Here is a 14,002-nt window from a genome sequence, read left to right as displayed (position 1 = left end):
GCCAGCTTCCTCAAGGCAGCGGCTGATGAGCGCAGGGTCAAGAACATCCGCGAGCGTATTCAGAGGATTACGAAGAGAATCGTAACGAGAGACGATATCAAGGGCCTGACTGAGCTGCATAAAAAAATCCGGAAACGAAGCGTTTCCGGATTCTTACACAGCCACTGGATCGTTCAACTGATCCTTAACTGATCGGCATTAGGCCAATTGGCCCGTTTTTTATTGCATGCGATTTACTTCACCACGCGCAATGAAGGACGTCCACCACGCGGTGGAGGTTCATCATCAGGCGAGTGATCGTTATCAGCCGCATCGTCGGGACGATCGCCATCAATCACTGACATCATCGTCTCTTCCTGGCCTTCCTGTTCGTTGGTTTCCAGCTCGTAAGCCGGTTCCGGTTCGAACATGGTGCCAGCACCGTTTTCACGTGCGTAGATGGCCAGCACAGCGGCCATTGGCACAGAAACCTGGCGCGGCACGCCGCCGAAGCGCGCATTGAAACGCACTTCGTCATTGGCGAGGTCGAGGTTACCGACAGCGCGCGGCGCAATGTTCAGAACGATCTGGCCATCACGCGCATACTCCAGCGGCACCTGTACACCAGGCAGATTGATGTCGACCACCAAATGCGGCGTCAACTGGTTATCGAGCAGCCAGTCATAAAACGCACGCAGCAGATACGGACGACGAGCCGTTAGTTGCGACATTTCCATACATTAGCCCCGGGCTTGCAGGCGCATTTCACGTTCCGCTTCCGTTAATGAAGCGAGGAAAGAGTCACGTTCAAATACGCGCGTCATGTAGCCTTTCAGCTCTTTAGAACCGGCACCCACCAGCTCAACGCCCATCTGCGGCAAACGCCACAGCAGCGGTGCCAGATAGCAGTCGACCAGGCTAAACTCTTCGCTCATGAAGAACGGCGTGCGCGAGAACAATGGCGCAATCGCCAGCAGTTCTTCACGCAGTTGTTTGCGCGCGGCATCTGCTTCAGCGTTGTTACCGGTTTCGATTGCACGCATCAGGGTGTACCAGTCCTGCTCGATGCGATGCATCATCAGGCGGCTTTCACCACGGGCAACCGGGTAAACAGGCATCAGCGGTGGATGCGGGAAACGCTCATCCAGGTATTCCATGATGATGCGTGATTCATACAACGTCAGTTCACGGTCGACCAGCGTTGGTACAGTGCGATACGGGTTGAGGTCAATCAGATCCTGCGGCAGGTTATCCGTTTCAACCTGCTCGATCTCCACGCTGACGCCCTTTTCAGCCAGTACAATACGTACTTGATGGCTAAAAATGTCAGTCGGACCAGAAAACAGCGTCATTACCGAACGTTTGTTGGCAGCGACAGCCATGAAAACCTCCAAGTTTGTTCACAAAAAGATACTGCGAATAGCCAACCACGCGGCGACTCACCTGCTCATCAGATTCGCACACAGCCAACGTCAGTGGCGCTCTCCCGTCGTCCCGACAGAAATAACACGCACAACGCTCCGGCTTGCGGGCGCAAAGTGTCAGTGAGTTTACCAGATTTTAAGCAGCTTGTGGGGCGGGGATGATGAATTGCGGGCAAAATGCGGGTAAAGCTCGCGTTTTTAGCGTGAAAAATCGTGAATGGTGACAATAAAAAACCCGCCGAAGCGGGTTTTTTGAGCAAATTGTGTCTGCCGAAGCAGCAACAATTAACGCTTAGAGAACTGCGGACGACGACGTGCTTTACGCAGGCCGACTTTCTTACGTTCAACTTCACGTGCGTCACGGGTAACGAAGCCCGCTTTACGCAGTTCAGGACGCAGAGACTCGTCGTATTCCATCAGAGCGCGTGTGATACCGTGACGGATCGCACCAGCCTGACCAGAAATACCACCACCTTTAACGGTGATGTACAGGTCAAATTTACCAACCATATCAACCAGCTCCAGCGGCTGACGCACGACCATGCGTGCAGTCTCGCGACCGAAGTATTGCTCCAGTGAGCGCTGGTTAATGACGATGTTACCGCTACCCGGCTTGATGAAGACGCGAGCGGCAGAGCTTTTGCGGCGACCAGTGCCGTAGTTTTGAGTTTCAGCCATTGCCTATAATCCCGATTAAATGTCAAGAACTTGCGGTTGCTGCGCCGCGTGAGTGTGCTCGTTGCCTGCGTAAACTTTCAGTTTACGGTACATAGCACGACCCAGTGGGCCTTTCGGCAGCATGCCTTTAACCGCGATTTCAATCACACGCTCAGGACGGCGCTCGATCATCTCTGCAAAGGTCGCTTGCTTGATACCACCGATGTGGCCAGTGTGGTGATAGTAAATCTTGTCATTACGCTTGTTGCCGGTTACAGCAACTTTCTCAGCGTTCAGAACGATGATGTAATCACCGGTATCAACGTGCGGAGTGTATTCCGCTTTGTGCTTACCACGCAGACGGCGCGCCAGTTCAGTCGCGAGGCGACCCAAGGTTTTGCCCGTTGCGTCAACAACATACCAGTCACGCTGTACGGTTTCTGGTTTAGCTGTAAAAGTTTTCATTGAAAAGCTTACCCAAATAAAAAGTTACACGTTGGTGAAATCCCAAACGCTAAGTAAACGATTGAGGCTCACACGACCATTTTGCCCAGCAAGCCACCCCTTCAAGTGAGTTACCGGATCACATCGAGTTCTTGGGAAAGAAAACCGATGCTGTAACGTGGGGTCGCAAGATTATAGAGAAGTCGAACTCAAAGATCGAACCTTTTTGCATCGAAATCCTGCGATTTTTGCCCACGTCATCAGGGCAGATGCGGCAGACGCAAATACTCTTCGCTTTGCATCTCCTGCAAACGCGACAAGCAGCGTTGATACTCAAACTTCAGGCGCGTGCCCTGATAAATTTCAAACAGTGAGGTTTCGGCCGCCACCACCAGTTTCACGTGGCGTTCGTAGAATTCATCGACCAGCGCCAGGAAGCGGCGTGCCTGATCTTCGGTCTTGTAAATCATCACCGGCACATCATACAGCAATACGCTGTGGAAGCGGCGTGATAGCTCGATGTAGTCATGCTGACTACGCCCTTCGCCACACAGCGCGAGGAAATCAATCGCCAGCACGCCTTCATGAACGCCCAGCGTTGGCATCTGACGGTGGTTAATTTCCAGCACCGGCGCATCTTCACGCGGCTTGCCGGACAAGGCGCGGAACATGCGCTCCATTTCAGCATGCGTGGCATCGTTAAGCGGGAAATTCCACAGATGCGCGGATGTCAGTGTACGCAAGCGGTAGTCGATGCCCGCATCCACGTTCATCACATCACAATGACGTTTGATCTGCTCAATTGCGGGCAGAAAACGCGGGCGCTGCAGGCCATTGCGATAGAGATCGTCAGGCGGAATATTGGACGTCGCCACCAGCGCAATACCGCGATCGAACAGTGCTTCCATCAGCGTGCCCAACAGCATGGCATCGGTAATATCGGACACAAAGAATTCGTCGAAGCAGAGAATATCGGTTTCTGCTTTAAAGCGGTCTGCCACAATCAGCAGCGGATCACTATGGCCCTGTAACTGCGTCAGTTCTTCATGGACGCGCAGCATAAAGCGATGAAAATGCAGGCGGAGTTTGCGATCGCCAGGAATAGACTGAAAAAATAAATCCATCACCCAGGTTTTACCGCGACCCACGCCGCCCCACATATACAGCCCGCGCACCGGCGCTTCGTTGCTGCTTTTCTCTTTGGACATCAGCTTCGACAGGCGGCCAAACAGCCCTTTCGCCACAGGTTCCTGCGCGGGCTTGCGGGCGATCAATCCTTGCTGGATAGCATCTAAGCGGGTAATGGCTTCACGTTGTACATCATCCGGACGAAATTCGCCCTGTGATAGCGCCTGCTCATAGCGGGCAAGCGGAGATGAGGTTTGCATGGTTCTCTCAGAATCCCTGAAAAAGTCCGATTCACGGGTCGGTTGGCGAAAATTAGGCCGCACTACACTAAGCGATGCAGCCCGAGAGTTCCACTTCCATAAGATTATTGGGTATAGTGACTGCTATTGAAGTGGAAACAGAAGCAATGCCCTACGAAGCAACGGAAATTACACGGGAGTCATTATGACCTGGGAATACGGGCTGATTGGTTTAGTGATTGGCATTATTGTCGGCGCAGTTGTCATGCGTTTTGGCAACAAGAAGCTGCGTGAGCAGCGAAGCATGCAGTACGAACTGGAAAAATCGAAGGCTGAGCTGGCAGATTATCGCGAAGAGCTCACCAACCACTTTGCGCGCAGCGCAGAATTGCTGGACAACATGGCACATGACTACCGCCAGCTGTATCAGCATATGGCGAAGGGTTCGAATGACCTGCTGCCAAATCTGCCGGGCGAAAAAAATCCGTTTGCTTATCAGTTAACGGAAGCCGAAGCGGACAACGATCAGGCACCGGTGCAAATGCCGCGTGATTACTCTGATGGCGCATCGGGTTTGCTGCGTGGTAGCGACCGCACTCCGCGTAAATAATCCTTTTGGGGCACAGCTTAGCTGTGCCCTTTTTGTTTTTCGAACACTTACGCCAAACTACTGTCACACTTTCTATCCCCTTTCTTCTTTCGCAGCGAGAGCGTTGTAGCAATGAAAAAACAAGCACGACTGTTAAGCGCATTAGCCTTGAGTATTGGGATGAGTCTGGCGGCAACGCCTGGCGCGATGGCGACGCTGCCCGCACAGGTGCAGGGACAAGCACTGCCGAGTCTGGCACCCATGCTGGAAAAAGTTCTGCCCGCGGTCGTTAGCGTGCATGTTGAAGGCACCGACAGCGGCCAGCAGGCACAGGATATTCCTGAACCGCTGAAGCGCTTCTTTGGCCAGGCACCGGGACAATCTCAGCCGCAACCGTTTGAGGGCCTTGGTTCAGGTGTCATCATTGATGCGGCTAAAGGTTACATTCTCACCAACAATCACGTGGTCAACGGTGCCGATAAAATTAGCGTCCAGCTCAGCGATGGCAATGAATATGATGCCAAACTGATTGGCCATGATGAGCAAACCGACATCGCGCTGATTCAGGTTGAAGGCGCTAAAAATCTGACGCAGGTGAAAATCGCCGACTCCGACTCCCTGAAAGTGGGCGATTTTGCCGTGGCTATCGGTAACCCCTTCGGTCTTGGCCAAACGGCCACCTCCGGCATTATTTCGGCGTTGGGCCGCAGCGGGTTGAACCTTGAAGGCCTGGAAAACTTCATCCAGACCGATGCGGCGATTAACCGGGGGAACTCCGGCGGTGCGCTGGTGAACCTGAATGGCGAGCTAATTGGTATCAACACCGCGATTCTTGCCTCCAGCGGCGGCAACATTGGTATCGGCTTCGCGATTCCCAGCAATATGGCGATGAACCTCGCGCAGCAGCTGATTCAGTCTGGTGAAGTGAAGCGTGGTCAGTTGGGCATTAAAGGCACCGAAATGACGCCTGACATCGCCAAAGCCTTTAACGTTGACGCTCAGCGTGGTGCCTTTGTTTCTGAAGTGCTGCCTAACTCGGCGGCGCAGAAAGCGGGCATTAAAGCGGGCGACATCATCACCTCCATCAATGACAAAGCGATCACCAGCTTTGCCGAGTTGCGCGTAAAAGTGGGCACCACCCCACCGGGTCAGCAGGTGAAAATTGGTCTGCTGCGTGAAGGCAAACCGGTGACGGTGACCGTGACGCTGGAACAGAGCGCGCAAACCACCGCCAGCGCCCAGCTGATGTCTCCGGCGTTACAAGGTGCCACCTTGAGCGATGGTGCCTCTAAAGCCGGCGACAAAGGCGTGAAAGTGGATGCCATCGAAAAAGGCACGCCAGCTGAGCAGGCAGGTTTGCAGAAAGATGATGTGATTGTCGGTGTGAACCGCGATCGCGTGACCTCGCTGGCTGAAATGCGTAAAGCGCTGGAAAGTAAACCCGCGATCCTGGCACTGAACGTGGTGCGTGGCGACGAGAGCATCTACTTACTTATGCGATAATCCTCGCAACAGGCGGACAAGCAGGTGTTTGTCCGCCTTTCTCATGTTATTCTGCCCAGCGATCCCACCTTTCCTGAAATAACACCATGTTTCTTAAACTTTTGCGTTCTGTGGTGATGGGCCTGATCGTAGCGGGTTTGCTGCTGGTAGCGATCCCTGCGCTGCGTATGAGCAGCAACGTCACCTTTGATCATGACAACAGTGATGATGAATCCCCCGTGAGCTTCAATCAGGGGGTGCGCCGCGCTGTGCCTGCGGTGGTCAACGTCTACAACCGCAGTGCCCATGGCAACAATAATCGCGGTATCACCACGCTGGGTTCTGGCGTGATCATGAACGTGAAAGGCTACATTCTCACGAACAAGCATGTCATTAATAACGCCGACCAGATCATTGTGGCGTTGCAGGATGGTCGTTTCTTTGAAGCCACCTTAGTGGGTTCAGATGCGATGACCGATTTAGCGGTGCTGAAGATCAGCGCCACTAACCTGCCGGTGATTCCGATTAACGCTAACCGTATCGCACATATCGGCGATGTGGTGATGGCGATTGGTAACCCCTACAACCTCGGGCAGACCGTCACTCAGGGCATTATCAGTGCCACCGGGCGCGTGGGCTTGAGCTCATCGGGTCGTCAAAATTTCCTGCAGACCGATGCATCCATCAATCAGGGCAACTCAGGCGGTGCGCTGATTAACTCGCTCGGCGAACTAATGGGCATTAACACCCTGACATTTGATAAAAGCAATGATGGCGAAACGCCCGAAGGGATTGGCTTTGCGATTCCAACCGCGTTAGCCACCAAGATCATGGATAAATTGATTCGTGACGGTCGGGTCATTCGTGGCTATATCGGCATCACCGGCCGTGAGCTGCCGCCGCTACACGGTCAGGGCAGCAGTCTGGATCGTGCACAGGGTATTATCGTCAGTGAGGTTACGCCAGGCGGGCCAGCCGATCGGGCAGGCATTCAAGCCAATGATGTGCTTTTACAGGTGAACGGCAAACCGGCGCTGTCGGCGCAGGAAACCATGGATCAGGTCGCCGAGATTCGTCCAGGATCGGTGATTCAGGTGCAGGTTCTGCGTAACGAACAAAAGATGATGCTGCCAGTCACTATTCAGGAGTTCCCCGAAGCGCCAGCCGCACCCACGACGCAGCAGTAACCCTTAAATGAACAACGGCGCAATACATGCGCCGTTGTTGTCTGAAACACCCTGCTGAGCAAGAATGATTAGCTGCGATCCACCGGGAAGGCAATCACGTCGCTTAATGCATTAGCTTTCAACGCCAGCATAATCAAACGATCCACACCCAACGCCACACCTGAACATGCAGGCATGCCATGTGCCAGCGCATCCAGCAGGTTGGTATCAATCGGGTGCTGCGGTAAACCACGCGCTGCACGGCGACGATTATCCTGCTCAAAGCGCTGACGCTGTTCGCGGCTATCGGTCAATTCGCGGAAGCCGTTAGCCAGCTCCACGCCTTTGTAATACACCTCGAAACGCTCCGCGACGCGATGATCCTCAGTGCTGATTTCGGCCAATGCCGCCTGACTGGCCGGGAAGTGATACACGAAGCACGGTTTCTCGTTACCAATCTTCGGCTCAACACCCAGCATAAACAGCAGCTGCAACAAGGTATCGCGGTCTTCTTCACGATTCGCCAGTTCACCCTCACCCAACTTCGTCGCGGCTTCACGCAGCTGCGTTTTATCCGCTGACAAAGGATCAAGTTCCAGATGGCGAATAAAAGCCTGCTGATACGATAAAGATTCGGCGCTATCGCACTCCAGCACCTGCTGCATCAGATCGTCGACTTCATTCATCAGGCGATACATATCGTAGTGAGGACGATACCACTCCAGCATGGTGAACTCAGGATTATGGTGGCGCCCTGCTTCTTCGTTACGGAAGCAACGTCCCATCTGATAGATTGGGCCACTGCCCGCCGCTAGCAGGCGCTTCATATGATATTCCGGGCTGGTCATCAGCCACAGATCGCGCCCTTCCGCTGCGCCTGGACCCACAAAGCGCGTCTGGAACGGCACCAGATGGATATCCGTGATGGTCGCCTGGCTCATCGCCGGGGTATCGACCTCCAGCACGCCGCGATCGGCAAAGAAACGACGAATCTCCGCCAAAATAGCGGCGCGTTTCAACAAATTGGCAATGGGTGCGCTCGGCTGCCAGCTTGCCGTTTCGCTCATGTTGGTGACTCCTTATACAGATAAGGGGGAGAAGTCTACCCGTATTGGCTACGGCAAACAACGGCGTGACGGGATCGAAGGCGTTAGCGGTGCTTTTTCAGACAAAGAAAGAGGGAATCAGGGAATCCGGTACGAAATCGGGTTTCGCACCGGTTTGGATCACTGTGCGCTGCGCTGAATCGCTTTGCCACCGGCCTGAACGTCCTCGCCAACACCACGGGTGGTGTTGCAGGCGGTCAACACAGAGGAAAGCACCAGAACAGAAAGAATCGCGACAATACTTTTCTTTAACATAGCCATATCCTTGTTGGTTGCAGTAAAAGTACAGCCATTCAAGCATAGACCTTATACAAAACCTTGCTGGCTAAGCCGCTGAAAAAAGGCGGCGCCCTCGCAATTTATTTATCAGCTGCGCGTGAAATGGCACCGCCCAAATGGGAGACGTCTTCACCAAAGCCGTGGAAAGTGTTGCAGGCACTTAAAGCAGAAGAGACCAGCAACGCAAAAACAGCCAATTTCGCCATCTTTTTCATTATTCTGAACTCATAGAGAAAAAAGGCGCATCGAGTGATGCGCCTGATTTGGCAATTATTTTACGCGAGAAACGTATTCGCCAGAGCGGGTGTCAACTTTAACCACTTCGCCAATCTGGACGAACAGTGGAACTTTGATCACTGCGCCAGTAGACAGGGTCGCTGGCTTGCCGCCGGTACCGGCAGTATCACCTTTCAGACCTGGATCTGTTTCGATGACTTCTGCTTCGATGAAGTTCGGTGGCTGAACAGCGATCGCTTTATCGTTCCACAGGGTAACGATACAATCCGCATTGTCCTGCAACCATTTGGTCACGTCGTCCAGCACTTTAGATTCGATCTGATACTGCTCGAAAGACTCTGGGTGCATGAAGTAGTAGAAGTCGCCGTCGTTGTAAGAGTACTGCAGCGTCATATCACGAACGTCTGCGCCTTCGGCAGAGTCGGTAGATTTGAAGGTCTTCTCAACGCGAGAACCGGTCAGCAGACGACGCATTTTAACGCGTGCAAATGCCTGGCCTTTACCCGGTTTAACGAACTCACTGGCTTCGATGGCATATGGCTCGCCTTCGAACATGATTTTAAGACCGGGACGGAAATCGTTGCTAAGATAAGTCGCCATAAAGGCCCTCTGTAAATATTGAACTGGTAATAGCCAAAAAAATGGCAAACATTGTAACCCTAAATCCCCCCATCAGAGAAGATTGGTTGCAGCAACTTGCTGATGTTGTCACCGATCCTACTGAATTACTGCGACTTTTATCTCTCGAACAGCATGCGGATTTGGCCGCAGGCAACGATGCGCGCAAGCTTTTTGCGCTGCGCGTGCCGCGTGCCTTCATTCAACGCATGACGCCGGGCAATGCGCACGACCCCCTTTTGCTGCAGGTATTAACCAGCCGTCAGGAATTTGTCGATGCGCCAGGTTACAGCACTGACCCGCTGGATGAGCAAAGTAGCGTGGTGCCCGGTTTACTGCATAAGTACAGAAACCGTGCATTGCTGCTGGTGAAGGGCGGCTGTGCGGTTAACTGCCGCTACTGCTTCCGTCGCCATTTCCCCTATCAGGATAATCAGGGCAATAAGCGTAACTGGCAGGCGGCGATCGATTACATCGCTGAGCATCCAGAGCTGGATGAGATTATCTTCTCGGGTGGCGATCCGCTGATGGCTAAAGACCATGAGCTGGCGTGGCTGGTGGGCGCACTGGAGAAAATCCCCCATCTCAAGCGTCTGCGTATTCATAGCCGTTTACCCGTGGTGATCCCGGCACGCATTACCGAAGGGTTATGCCAGATTCTGGCCGAGACACGCCTGCAAGTGCTGATGGTGAGCCACATCAACCACGCGCAAGAGATTGACGATGAGCTGCACTACGGCATGCAGATGCTCAAACGTGCGGGCGTCACTTTACTTAATCAAAGCGTACTGCTGCGCGGTATCAATGATGATGCACACGCGCTGGCTAATCTGAGCAACGCGTTGTTTGATGCCGGTATTCTGCCGTATTACCTGCACGTGCTGGATAAAGTACAGGGCGCGGCGCATTTCTTTGTGTCGGATGAAGAAGCCCGTGCGCTAGTGCGCCAGTTGTTAACCATGGTATCGGGTTATATGGTGCCGAAGCTGGCGCGCGAGATTGGTGGTGAGCCAAGTAAAACGCCGCTGGATTTGCAGTTACGCCAGGAATAAAAAAAGCCGCATCAGCGGCTTTTTTTACATCACTTTCATGCCATTACGGGCACTTATACACCTGACCAGACATTTTGCTGTCAAGCGGTGCGAAAGCTGAAAGCAGGTTCTGCGTTGGGCTGGTTGCACCGTAAATCACGTTGCCCCCCATCTCTGCCGCGCGGTTACGCAGGTCATTGGCTGCGCCACGCAAAGAACTGCCTTCACCGCCTGAACCGCTCAACCAGTTGCTCTGTGAGCCGGTGACATTGCCCAGCAGCTGACATTGGCTTCCAGGCTGTTGGTCAACGAAAGTGACACGCTGTCCGCCGGAACTCAGTTGATTGGAGCTGCTGCAGCCCGCCAGCAGTAAAGTCCCTACCGCCAGTCCGAGCAAGAGGTTAATCCGCATTGTAATCCCCATTTATTATCATCAGTGTCGGGCGGCAGCGTAGCAGAAAAGCGCACTTTTTTTCTGAACATTCATTGCCCTAAACCCGCAAAGCCGAAGTATTGCGCTCTTACTTATACCTTGTTCGCCGCCAAAAGAAAAACCCCCGACCGTTTCCGATCGAGGGTTTTTCACATGACTTAAGCAGTCAGGGGCAAATTACATCATGCCGCCCATTCCGCCCATGCCACCCATGCCGCCAGCGCCACCTAAATCAGGAGCATCGCCTTTAGGCAGGTCAGTTACCATCGCTTCGGTGGTGATCATCAGACCCGCTACAGAAGACGCGTACTGCAGTGCAGAACGGGTTACTTTGGTTGGGTCCAGGATACCGAAGTCGATCATGTTGCCGTATTCTTCAGTCTGAGCGTTGTAGCCGTAGTTGCCGTCACCTGCTTTCACGTTGTTAGCAACAACAGATGGCTCTTCACCGGCGTTAGAAACGATCTGACGCAGTGGTGCTTCCATTGCGCGCAGCGCAACTTTGATACCTACGTTCTGATCTTCGTTCTGACCTTTCAGGCCAGAAGCAGCGATCTTGGCTGCAACGCGAACCAGTGCAACACCACCACCAGCAACCACGCCTTCTTCTACCGCAGCACGGGTAGCGTGCAGGGCATCTTCAACGCGTGCTTTCTTCTCTTTCATTTCAACTTCAGTGGCTGCACCCACTTTCAGAACGGCCACGCCGCCTGCCAGTTTCGCTACGCGCTCCTGCAGTTTTTCTTTGTCGTAATCAGAAGTTGCTTCTTCGATCTGCTGACGGATCTGAGTCACACGGCCAGAGATTGCACCCTGATCGCCCACACCATCGATGATGGTAGAAGTATCTTTGTTGATAACAACACGCTTAGCCTGACCCAGGTCTTCCAGGGTCGCTTTTTCCAGCTCCATACCGATCTCTTCAGAGATAACGGTACCGCCGGTCAGGATGGCGATATCCTGCAACATCGCTTTACGACGGTCGCCGAAGCCTGGTGCTTTAACAGCAGCAACTTTCACGATACCGCGCATGGTGTTAACTACCAGCGTTGCCAGTGCTTCGCCTTCAACATCTTCAGCGATGATCAGCAGTGGTTTACCGGCTTTCGCAACCGCTTCCAGTACTGGCAGCAGTTCACGGATGTTAGAGATCTTCTTGTCAGCCAAAAGGATAAACGGTGCATCCAGTTCGATTGCGCCGGTTTCTGGCTTGTTGATGAAGTAAGGAGACAGGTAGCCACGGTCGAACTGCATACCTTCAACCACGTCCAGCTCGTCTTGCAGGCCGGTGCCTTCTTCAACGGTGATAACACCTTCTTTGCCCACTTTATCCATCGCTTTCGCGATCAGGGTACCGACTGACTCATCAGAGTTAGCAGAGATGGTACCTACCTGAGCAATGGCTTTAGTATCCTGGCAAGGAACAGACAGCGCTTTCAGCTCTTCAACGGCAGCAGCAACGGCTTTATCGATACCGCGCTTCAGGTCCATTGGGTTCATGCCAGCCGCAACGGCTTTCAGGCCTTCGTTCACGATAGACTGAGCCAGAACGGTTGCAGTGGTGGTGCCGTCGCCCGCAGCGTCGTTCGCTTTAGAGGCCACTTCTTTCACCATCTGTGCACCCATGTTCTCGAACTTGTCTTCCAGCTCGATTTCACGTGCTACAGAAACGCCATCTTTGGTGATGGTCGGTGCACCAAAAGATTTATCCAGAACCACGTTACGGCCTTTCGGGCCCAGGGTAACTTTTACTGCATCTGCCAGTACGTTCACGCCACGCAGCATTTTTACGCGCGCGTCATTACCGAATTTTACGTCTTTAGCTGCCATTTCAAATATCCCTTAAATTCGTTTCGTTCAGTGAATTACGCGTAATTACGCTTCGACAATCGCCAGGATGTCGCTTTCAGAGATGATCAGAACTTCTTCGTTATCGATCTTCTCAGTTTTGGCACCGTAGCCTTCGCTGAAGATAACCAGATCGCCAACTTTCACGTCCAGCGGCTTAACATCACCGTTTTCCAGGATGCGGCCATTACCCACAGCCAGAACTTCACCACGGGTTGATTTGCCAGCTGCAGAGCCGGTCAGAACGATACCGCCAGCAGATTTAGCTTCAACTTCTTTACGCTTGACGATAACGCGATCGTGCAACGGACGAATTTTCATTTGGTAGCTCTCCTTTGAGAAGTCCAATCATTCAGTTTTTTGGGTTGAACCGGACTGCATGGCTTCCGGCCTCGTGGAGAGAGAGATAGGGTCACTAAAAAGGGCTTTCAAGGGGCAAAAAATAAAAAATTTTCGTTTTTGTAACCATTGACGAAAAAGACAGCAAAAAGGGCGACTCTCGCCGCCCTTCTCTTCTTATCGATCTTTATCGTGTCCGATTTGATCCTGATCTTTACGCTCGTATTCGCCATCCATGGTATAGCCACTGTCCGGCCCGGCGCCGGGTCCGCGCCACACACGCAGATGCGGCATTAATTTCAGCGTCAGATGTTTCTGCACCGGAGGCAACAGCAGCAACAAACCGAGGAAGTCAGTAAAGAAGCCCGGCAACAGCAGTAAGAAGCCCGAAATGATCAGTGAAACGCTTTTGGTCATCTCCGCCGCTGGGCTTTCATTGCGCGCCAGCTTCTCCTGCATCAGACGGAAGTTCTTCATACCCTGGTTTTTCACCAGCGACACACCGATGCACGAGGTGAAGATCACCAGTAGCATGGTGAGCAGCACGCCGAGGGCATGTGCAACCTGAATGAAAATTGTGATCTCAATCCAGGCCAGAACAAAAAAAATCACGAACGGTATCCAGCGCACCGATATCTCCTGTGAGTAGGGCTGCCTCGCTTCTTGCCAGGCAGCAGAAAGGGATGGTCTGTCTGACCGTATTGATAGAGATGGGCATCTCAACCCGCGATTTCAACCGATCCTGCCAAATTTTTCCCACTGACTTAAAATTGCGAACTACATCACATATCGTTATTACCGCTGGGCCAGTAAATGCCCGTAAAGTGATCTGTGCACAAACAATTCTGTAACAACAGAATATGATCGTGCCCGCCAGCCCGAAGATGGATAAAATGTCGGTGCTGGTAATCCACGACAATATAATTGCTTCACCTGCACAGTGATTGCCGCCCGACCATCCCGGTCGCCCGGCAGTGACACCGCAGAAATAATAAGAAGGTAA

At 52.9% G+C, this 14,002-nt stretch carries 18 protein-coding genes; 4 read left to right on the top strand and 14 right to left on the bottom strand.

Features of this window, described 5'->3' with window-relative positions; genetic code table 11:
* The 6 genes from FD744_RS25600 to zapE all read right to left on the bottom strand — a co-directional run.
* Positions 1-120 (bottom strand): hypothetical protein (locus tag FD744_RS25600; RefSeq protein WP_237449367.1); only part of this gene is annotated, 120 nt, incomplete at its 3' end.
* 113 nt (positions 121-233) lie between these two features.
* Positions 234-716 (bottom strand): ClpXP protease specificity-enhancing factor, encoded by a 483-nt coding sequence (gene sspB, locus FD744_RS13560; protein ID WP_034826642.1) that lies wholly within the window; start codon positions 714-716, stop codon positions 234-236.
* A gap of 3 nt (positions 717-719) precedes the next feature.
* Complete coding sequence (sspA, locus tag FD744_RS13555) at positions 720-1,361, bottom strand: stringent starvation protein SspA (protein WP_034826645.1); 642 nt, start codon at positions 1,359-1,361, stop codon at positions 720-722.
* 327 nt (positions 1,362-1,688) lie between these two features.
* Positions 1,689-2,081: a 30S ribosomal protein S9 gene (gene rpsI / locus FD744_RS13550; protein WP_034826648.1), complete on the bottom strand. Its 393-nt coding sequence runs from the start codon at positions 2,079-2,081 to the stop codon at positions 1,689-1,691.
* A 15-nt stretch (positions 2,082-2,096) separates the two neighbouring features.
* Positions 2,097-2,525: a 50S ribosomal protein L13 gene (gene rplM / locus FD744_RS13545; protein WP_038649517.1), complete on the bottom strand. Its 429-nt coding sequence runs from the start codon at positions 2,523-2,525 to the stop codon at positions 2,097-2,099.
* 239 nt (positions 2,526-2,764) lie between these two features.
* Positions 2,765-3,892, bottom strand: a complete 1,128-nt coding sequence (zapE, locus tag FD744_RS13540; RefSeq protein ID WP_160868474.1) for a cell division protein ZapE — start codon at positions 3,890-3,892, stop codon at positions 2,765-2,767.
* A gap of 184 nt (positions 3,893-4,076) precedes the next feature.
* Here zapE and zapG point away from each other — a divergent pair, with 184 nt between their 5' ends.
* From zapG to degS, 3 genes are all read left to right on the top strand, one after another.
* Positions 4,077-4,481, top strand: a complete 405-nt coding sequence (gene zapG, locus FD744_RS13535; RefSeq protein ID WP_034826655.1) for a Z-ring associated protein ZapG — start codon at positions 4,077-4,079, stop codon at positions 4,479-4,481.
* A 111-nt stretch (positions 4,482-4,592) separates the two neighbouring features.
* The gene (degQ, locus tag FD744_RS13530) at positions 4,593-5,963 is read left to right on the top strand and encodes a serine endoprotease DegQ (protein ID WP_058961870.1); all 1,371 of its coding nucleotides are present in this window, start codon (positions 4,593-4,595) and stop codon (positions 5,961-5,963) included.
* Between the two features lie 86 nt (positions 5,964-6,049).
* Positions 6,050-7,129, top strand: coding sequence for an outer membrane-stress sensor serine endopeptidase DegS (degS, locus tag FD744_RS13525; RefSeq protein ID WP_034826661.1), 1,080 nt, complete (start codon positions 6,050-6,052; stop codon positions 7,127-7,129).
* A gap of 68 nt (positions 7,130-7,197) precedes the next feature.
* Here the strand turns inward: degS and epmA are convergent, their stop codons facing one another.
* The 4 genes from epmA to efp all read right to left on the bottom strand — a co-directional run bounded on the left by epmA (position 7,198) and on the right by efp (position 9,330).
* Positions 7,198-8,175: an elongation factor P--(R)-beta-lysine ligase gene (gene epmA, locus FD744_RS13520; RefSeq protein WP_058961869.1), complete on the bottom strand. Its 978-nt coding sequence runs from the start codon at positions 8,173-8,175 to the stop codon at positions 7,198-7,200.
* A gap of 159 nt (positions 8,176-8,334) precedes the next feature.
* The gene (locus FD744_RS13515) at positions 8,335-8,469 is read right to left on the bottom strand and encodes an entericidin A/B family lipoprotein (protein ID WP_038649531.1); all 135 of its coding nucleotides are present in this window, start codon (positions 8,467-8,469) and stop codon (positions 8,335-8,337) included.
* A gap of 104 nt (positions 8,470-8,573) precedes the next feature.
* Positions 8,574-8,708, bottom strand: a complete 135-nt coding sequence (locus FD744_RS13510) for an entericidin A/B family lipoprotein (RefSeq protein WP_034826667.1) — start codon at positions 8,706-8,708, stop codon at positions 8,574-8,576.
* A 55-nt stretch (positions 8,709-8,763) separates the two neighbouring features.
* Complete coding sequence (gene efp / locus FD744_RS13505; protein WP_034826669.1) at positions 8,764-9,330, bottom strand: elongation factor P; 567 nt, start codon at positions 9,328-9,330, stop codon at positions 8,764-8,766.
* A gap of 41 nt (positions 9,331-9,371) precedes the next feature.
* On the opposite strand from efp, the gene epmB reads away from it, so the two are divergent.
* A complete protein-coding gene (epmB, locus tag FD744_RS13500; protein ID WP_160868473.1) occupies positions 9,372-10,400 on the top strand; it encodes an EF-P beta-lysylation protein EpmB in 1,029 nt (342 codons plus the stop codon).
* A 43-nt stretch (positions 10,401-10,443) separates the two neighbouring features.
* Here epmB and FD744_RS13495 read toward each other — a convergent pair whose 3' ends face one another.
* The 4 genes from FD744_RS13495 to FD744_RS13480 form a co-directional block, all read right to left on the bottom strand.
* Positions 10,444-10,791, bottom strand: coding sequence for a DUF4156 domain-containing protein (locus tag FD744_RS13495; protein WP_034826674.1), 348 nt, complete (start codon positions 10,789-10,791; stop codon positions 10,444-10,446).
* Positions 10,792-10,989: 198 nt separating this feature from the next.
* Complete coding sequence (groL, locus tag FD744_RS13490; protein WP_034826677.1) at positions 10,990-12,642, bottom strand: chaperonin GroEL; 1,653 nt, start codon at positions 12,640-12,642, stop codon at positions 10,990-10,992.
* A 45-nt stretch (positions 12,643-12,687) separates the two neighbouring features.
* Entirely contained in the window at positions 12,688-12,981 is a 294-nt protein-coding gene (locus FD744_RS13485) for a co-chaperone GroES (protein ID WP_021507766.1), read from the bottom strand.
* A gap of 195 nt (positions 12,982-13,176) precedes the next feature.
* Positions 13,177-13,629, bottom strand: coding sequence for an FxsA family protein (locus FD744_RS13480; protein WP_160868472.1), 453 nt, complete (start codon positions 13,627-13,629; stop codon positions 13,177-13,179).
* Between the last annotated feature and the right edge of the window lie 373 nt (positions 13,630-14,002).

Source organism: Pantoea sp. Taur, assembly GCF_009830025.1.
In the GTDB taxonomy this organism is placed as follows: domain Bacteria; phylum Pseudomonadota; class Gammaproteobacteria; order Enterobacterales; family Enterobacteriaceae; genus Pantoea; species Pantoea communis.
This window is presented reverse-complemented; position numbering and strand designations above follow the sequence as displayed.

Coding starts and splice junctions, on each gene's coding strand:
- sspB (WP_034826642.1), bottom strand. CDS start 716: ATGGAAATGTCGCAACTAACGGCTCGTCGTCCGTATCTGCTGCGTGCG.
- sspA (WP_034826645.1), bottom strand. CDS start 1,361: ATGGCTGTCGCTGCCAACAAACGTTCGGTAATGACGCTGTTTTCTGGT.
- rpsI (WP_034826648.1), bottom strand. CDS start 2,081: ATGGCTGAAACTCAAAACTACGGCACTGGTCGCCGCAAAAGCTCTGCC.
- rplM (WP_038649517.1), bottom strand. CDS start 2,525: ATGAAAACTTTTACAGCTAAACCAGAAACCGTACAGCGTGACTGGTAT.
- zapE (WP_160868474.1), bottom strand. CDS start 3,892: ATGCAAACCTCATCTCCGCTTGCCCGCTATGAGCAGGCGCTATCACAG.
- zapG (WP_034826655.1), top strand. CDS start 4,077: ATGACCTGGGAATACGGGCTGATTGGTTTAGTGATTGGCATTATTGTC.
- degQ (WP_058961870.1), top strand. CDS start 4,593: ATGAAAAAACAAGCACGACTGTTAAGCGCATTAGCCTTGAGTATTGGG.
- degS (WP_034826661.1), top strand. CDS start 6,050: ATGTTTCTTAAACTTTTGCGTTCTGTGGTGATGGGCCTGATCGTAGCG.
- epmA (WP_058961869.1), bottom strand. CDS start 8,175: ATGAGCGAAACGGCAAGCTGGCAGCCGAGCGCACCCATTGCCAATTTG.
- FD744_RS13515 (WP_038649531.1), bottom strand. CDS start 8,469: ATGTTAAAGAAAAGTATTGTCGCGATTCTTTCTGTTCTGGTGCTTTCC.
- FD744_RS13510 (WP_034826667.1), bottom strand. CDS start 8,708: ATGAAAAAGATGGCGAAATTGGCTGTTTTTGCGTTGCTGGTCTCTTCT.
- efp (WP_034826669.1), bottom strand. CDS start 9,330: ATGGCGACTTATCTTAGCAACGATTTCCGTCCCGGTCTTAAAATCATG.
- epmB (WP_160868473.1), top strand. CDS start 9,372: ATGGCAAACATTGTAACCCTAAATCCCCCCATCAGAGAAGATTGGTTG.
- FD744_RS13495 (WP_034826674.1), bottom strand. CDS start 10,791: ATGCGGATTAACCTCTTGCTCGGACTGGCGGTAGGGACTTTACTGCTG.
- groL (WP_034826677.1), bottom strand. CDS start 12,642: ATGGCAGCTAAAGACGTAAAATTCGGTAATGACGCGCGCGTAAAAATG.
- FD744_RS13485 (WP_021507766.1), bottom strand. CDS start 12,981: ATGAAAATTCGTCCGTTGCACGATCGCGTTATCGTCAAGCGTAAAGAA.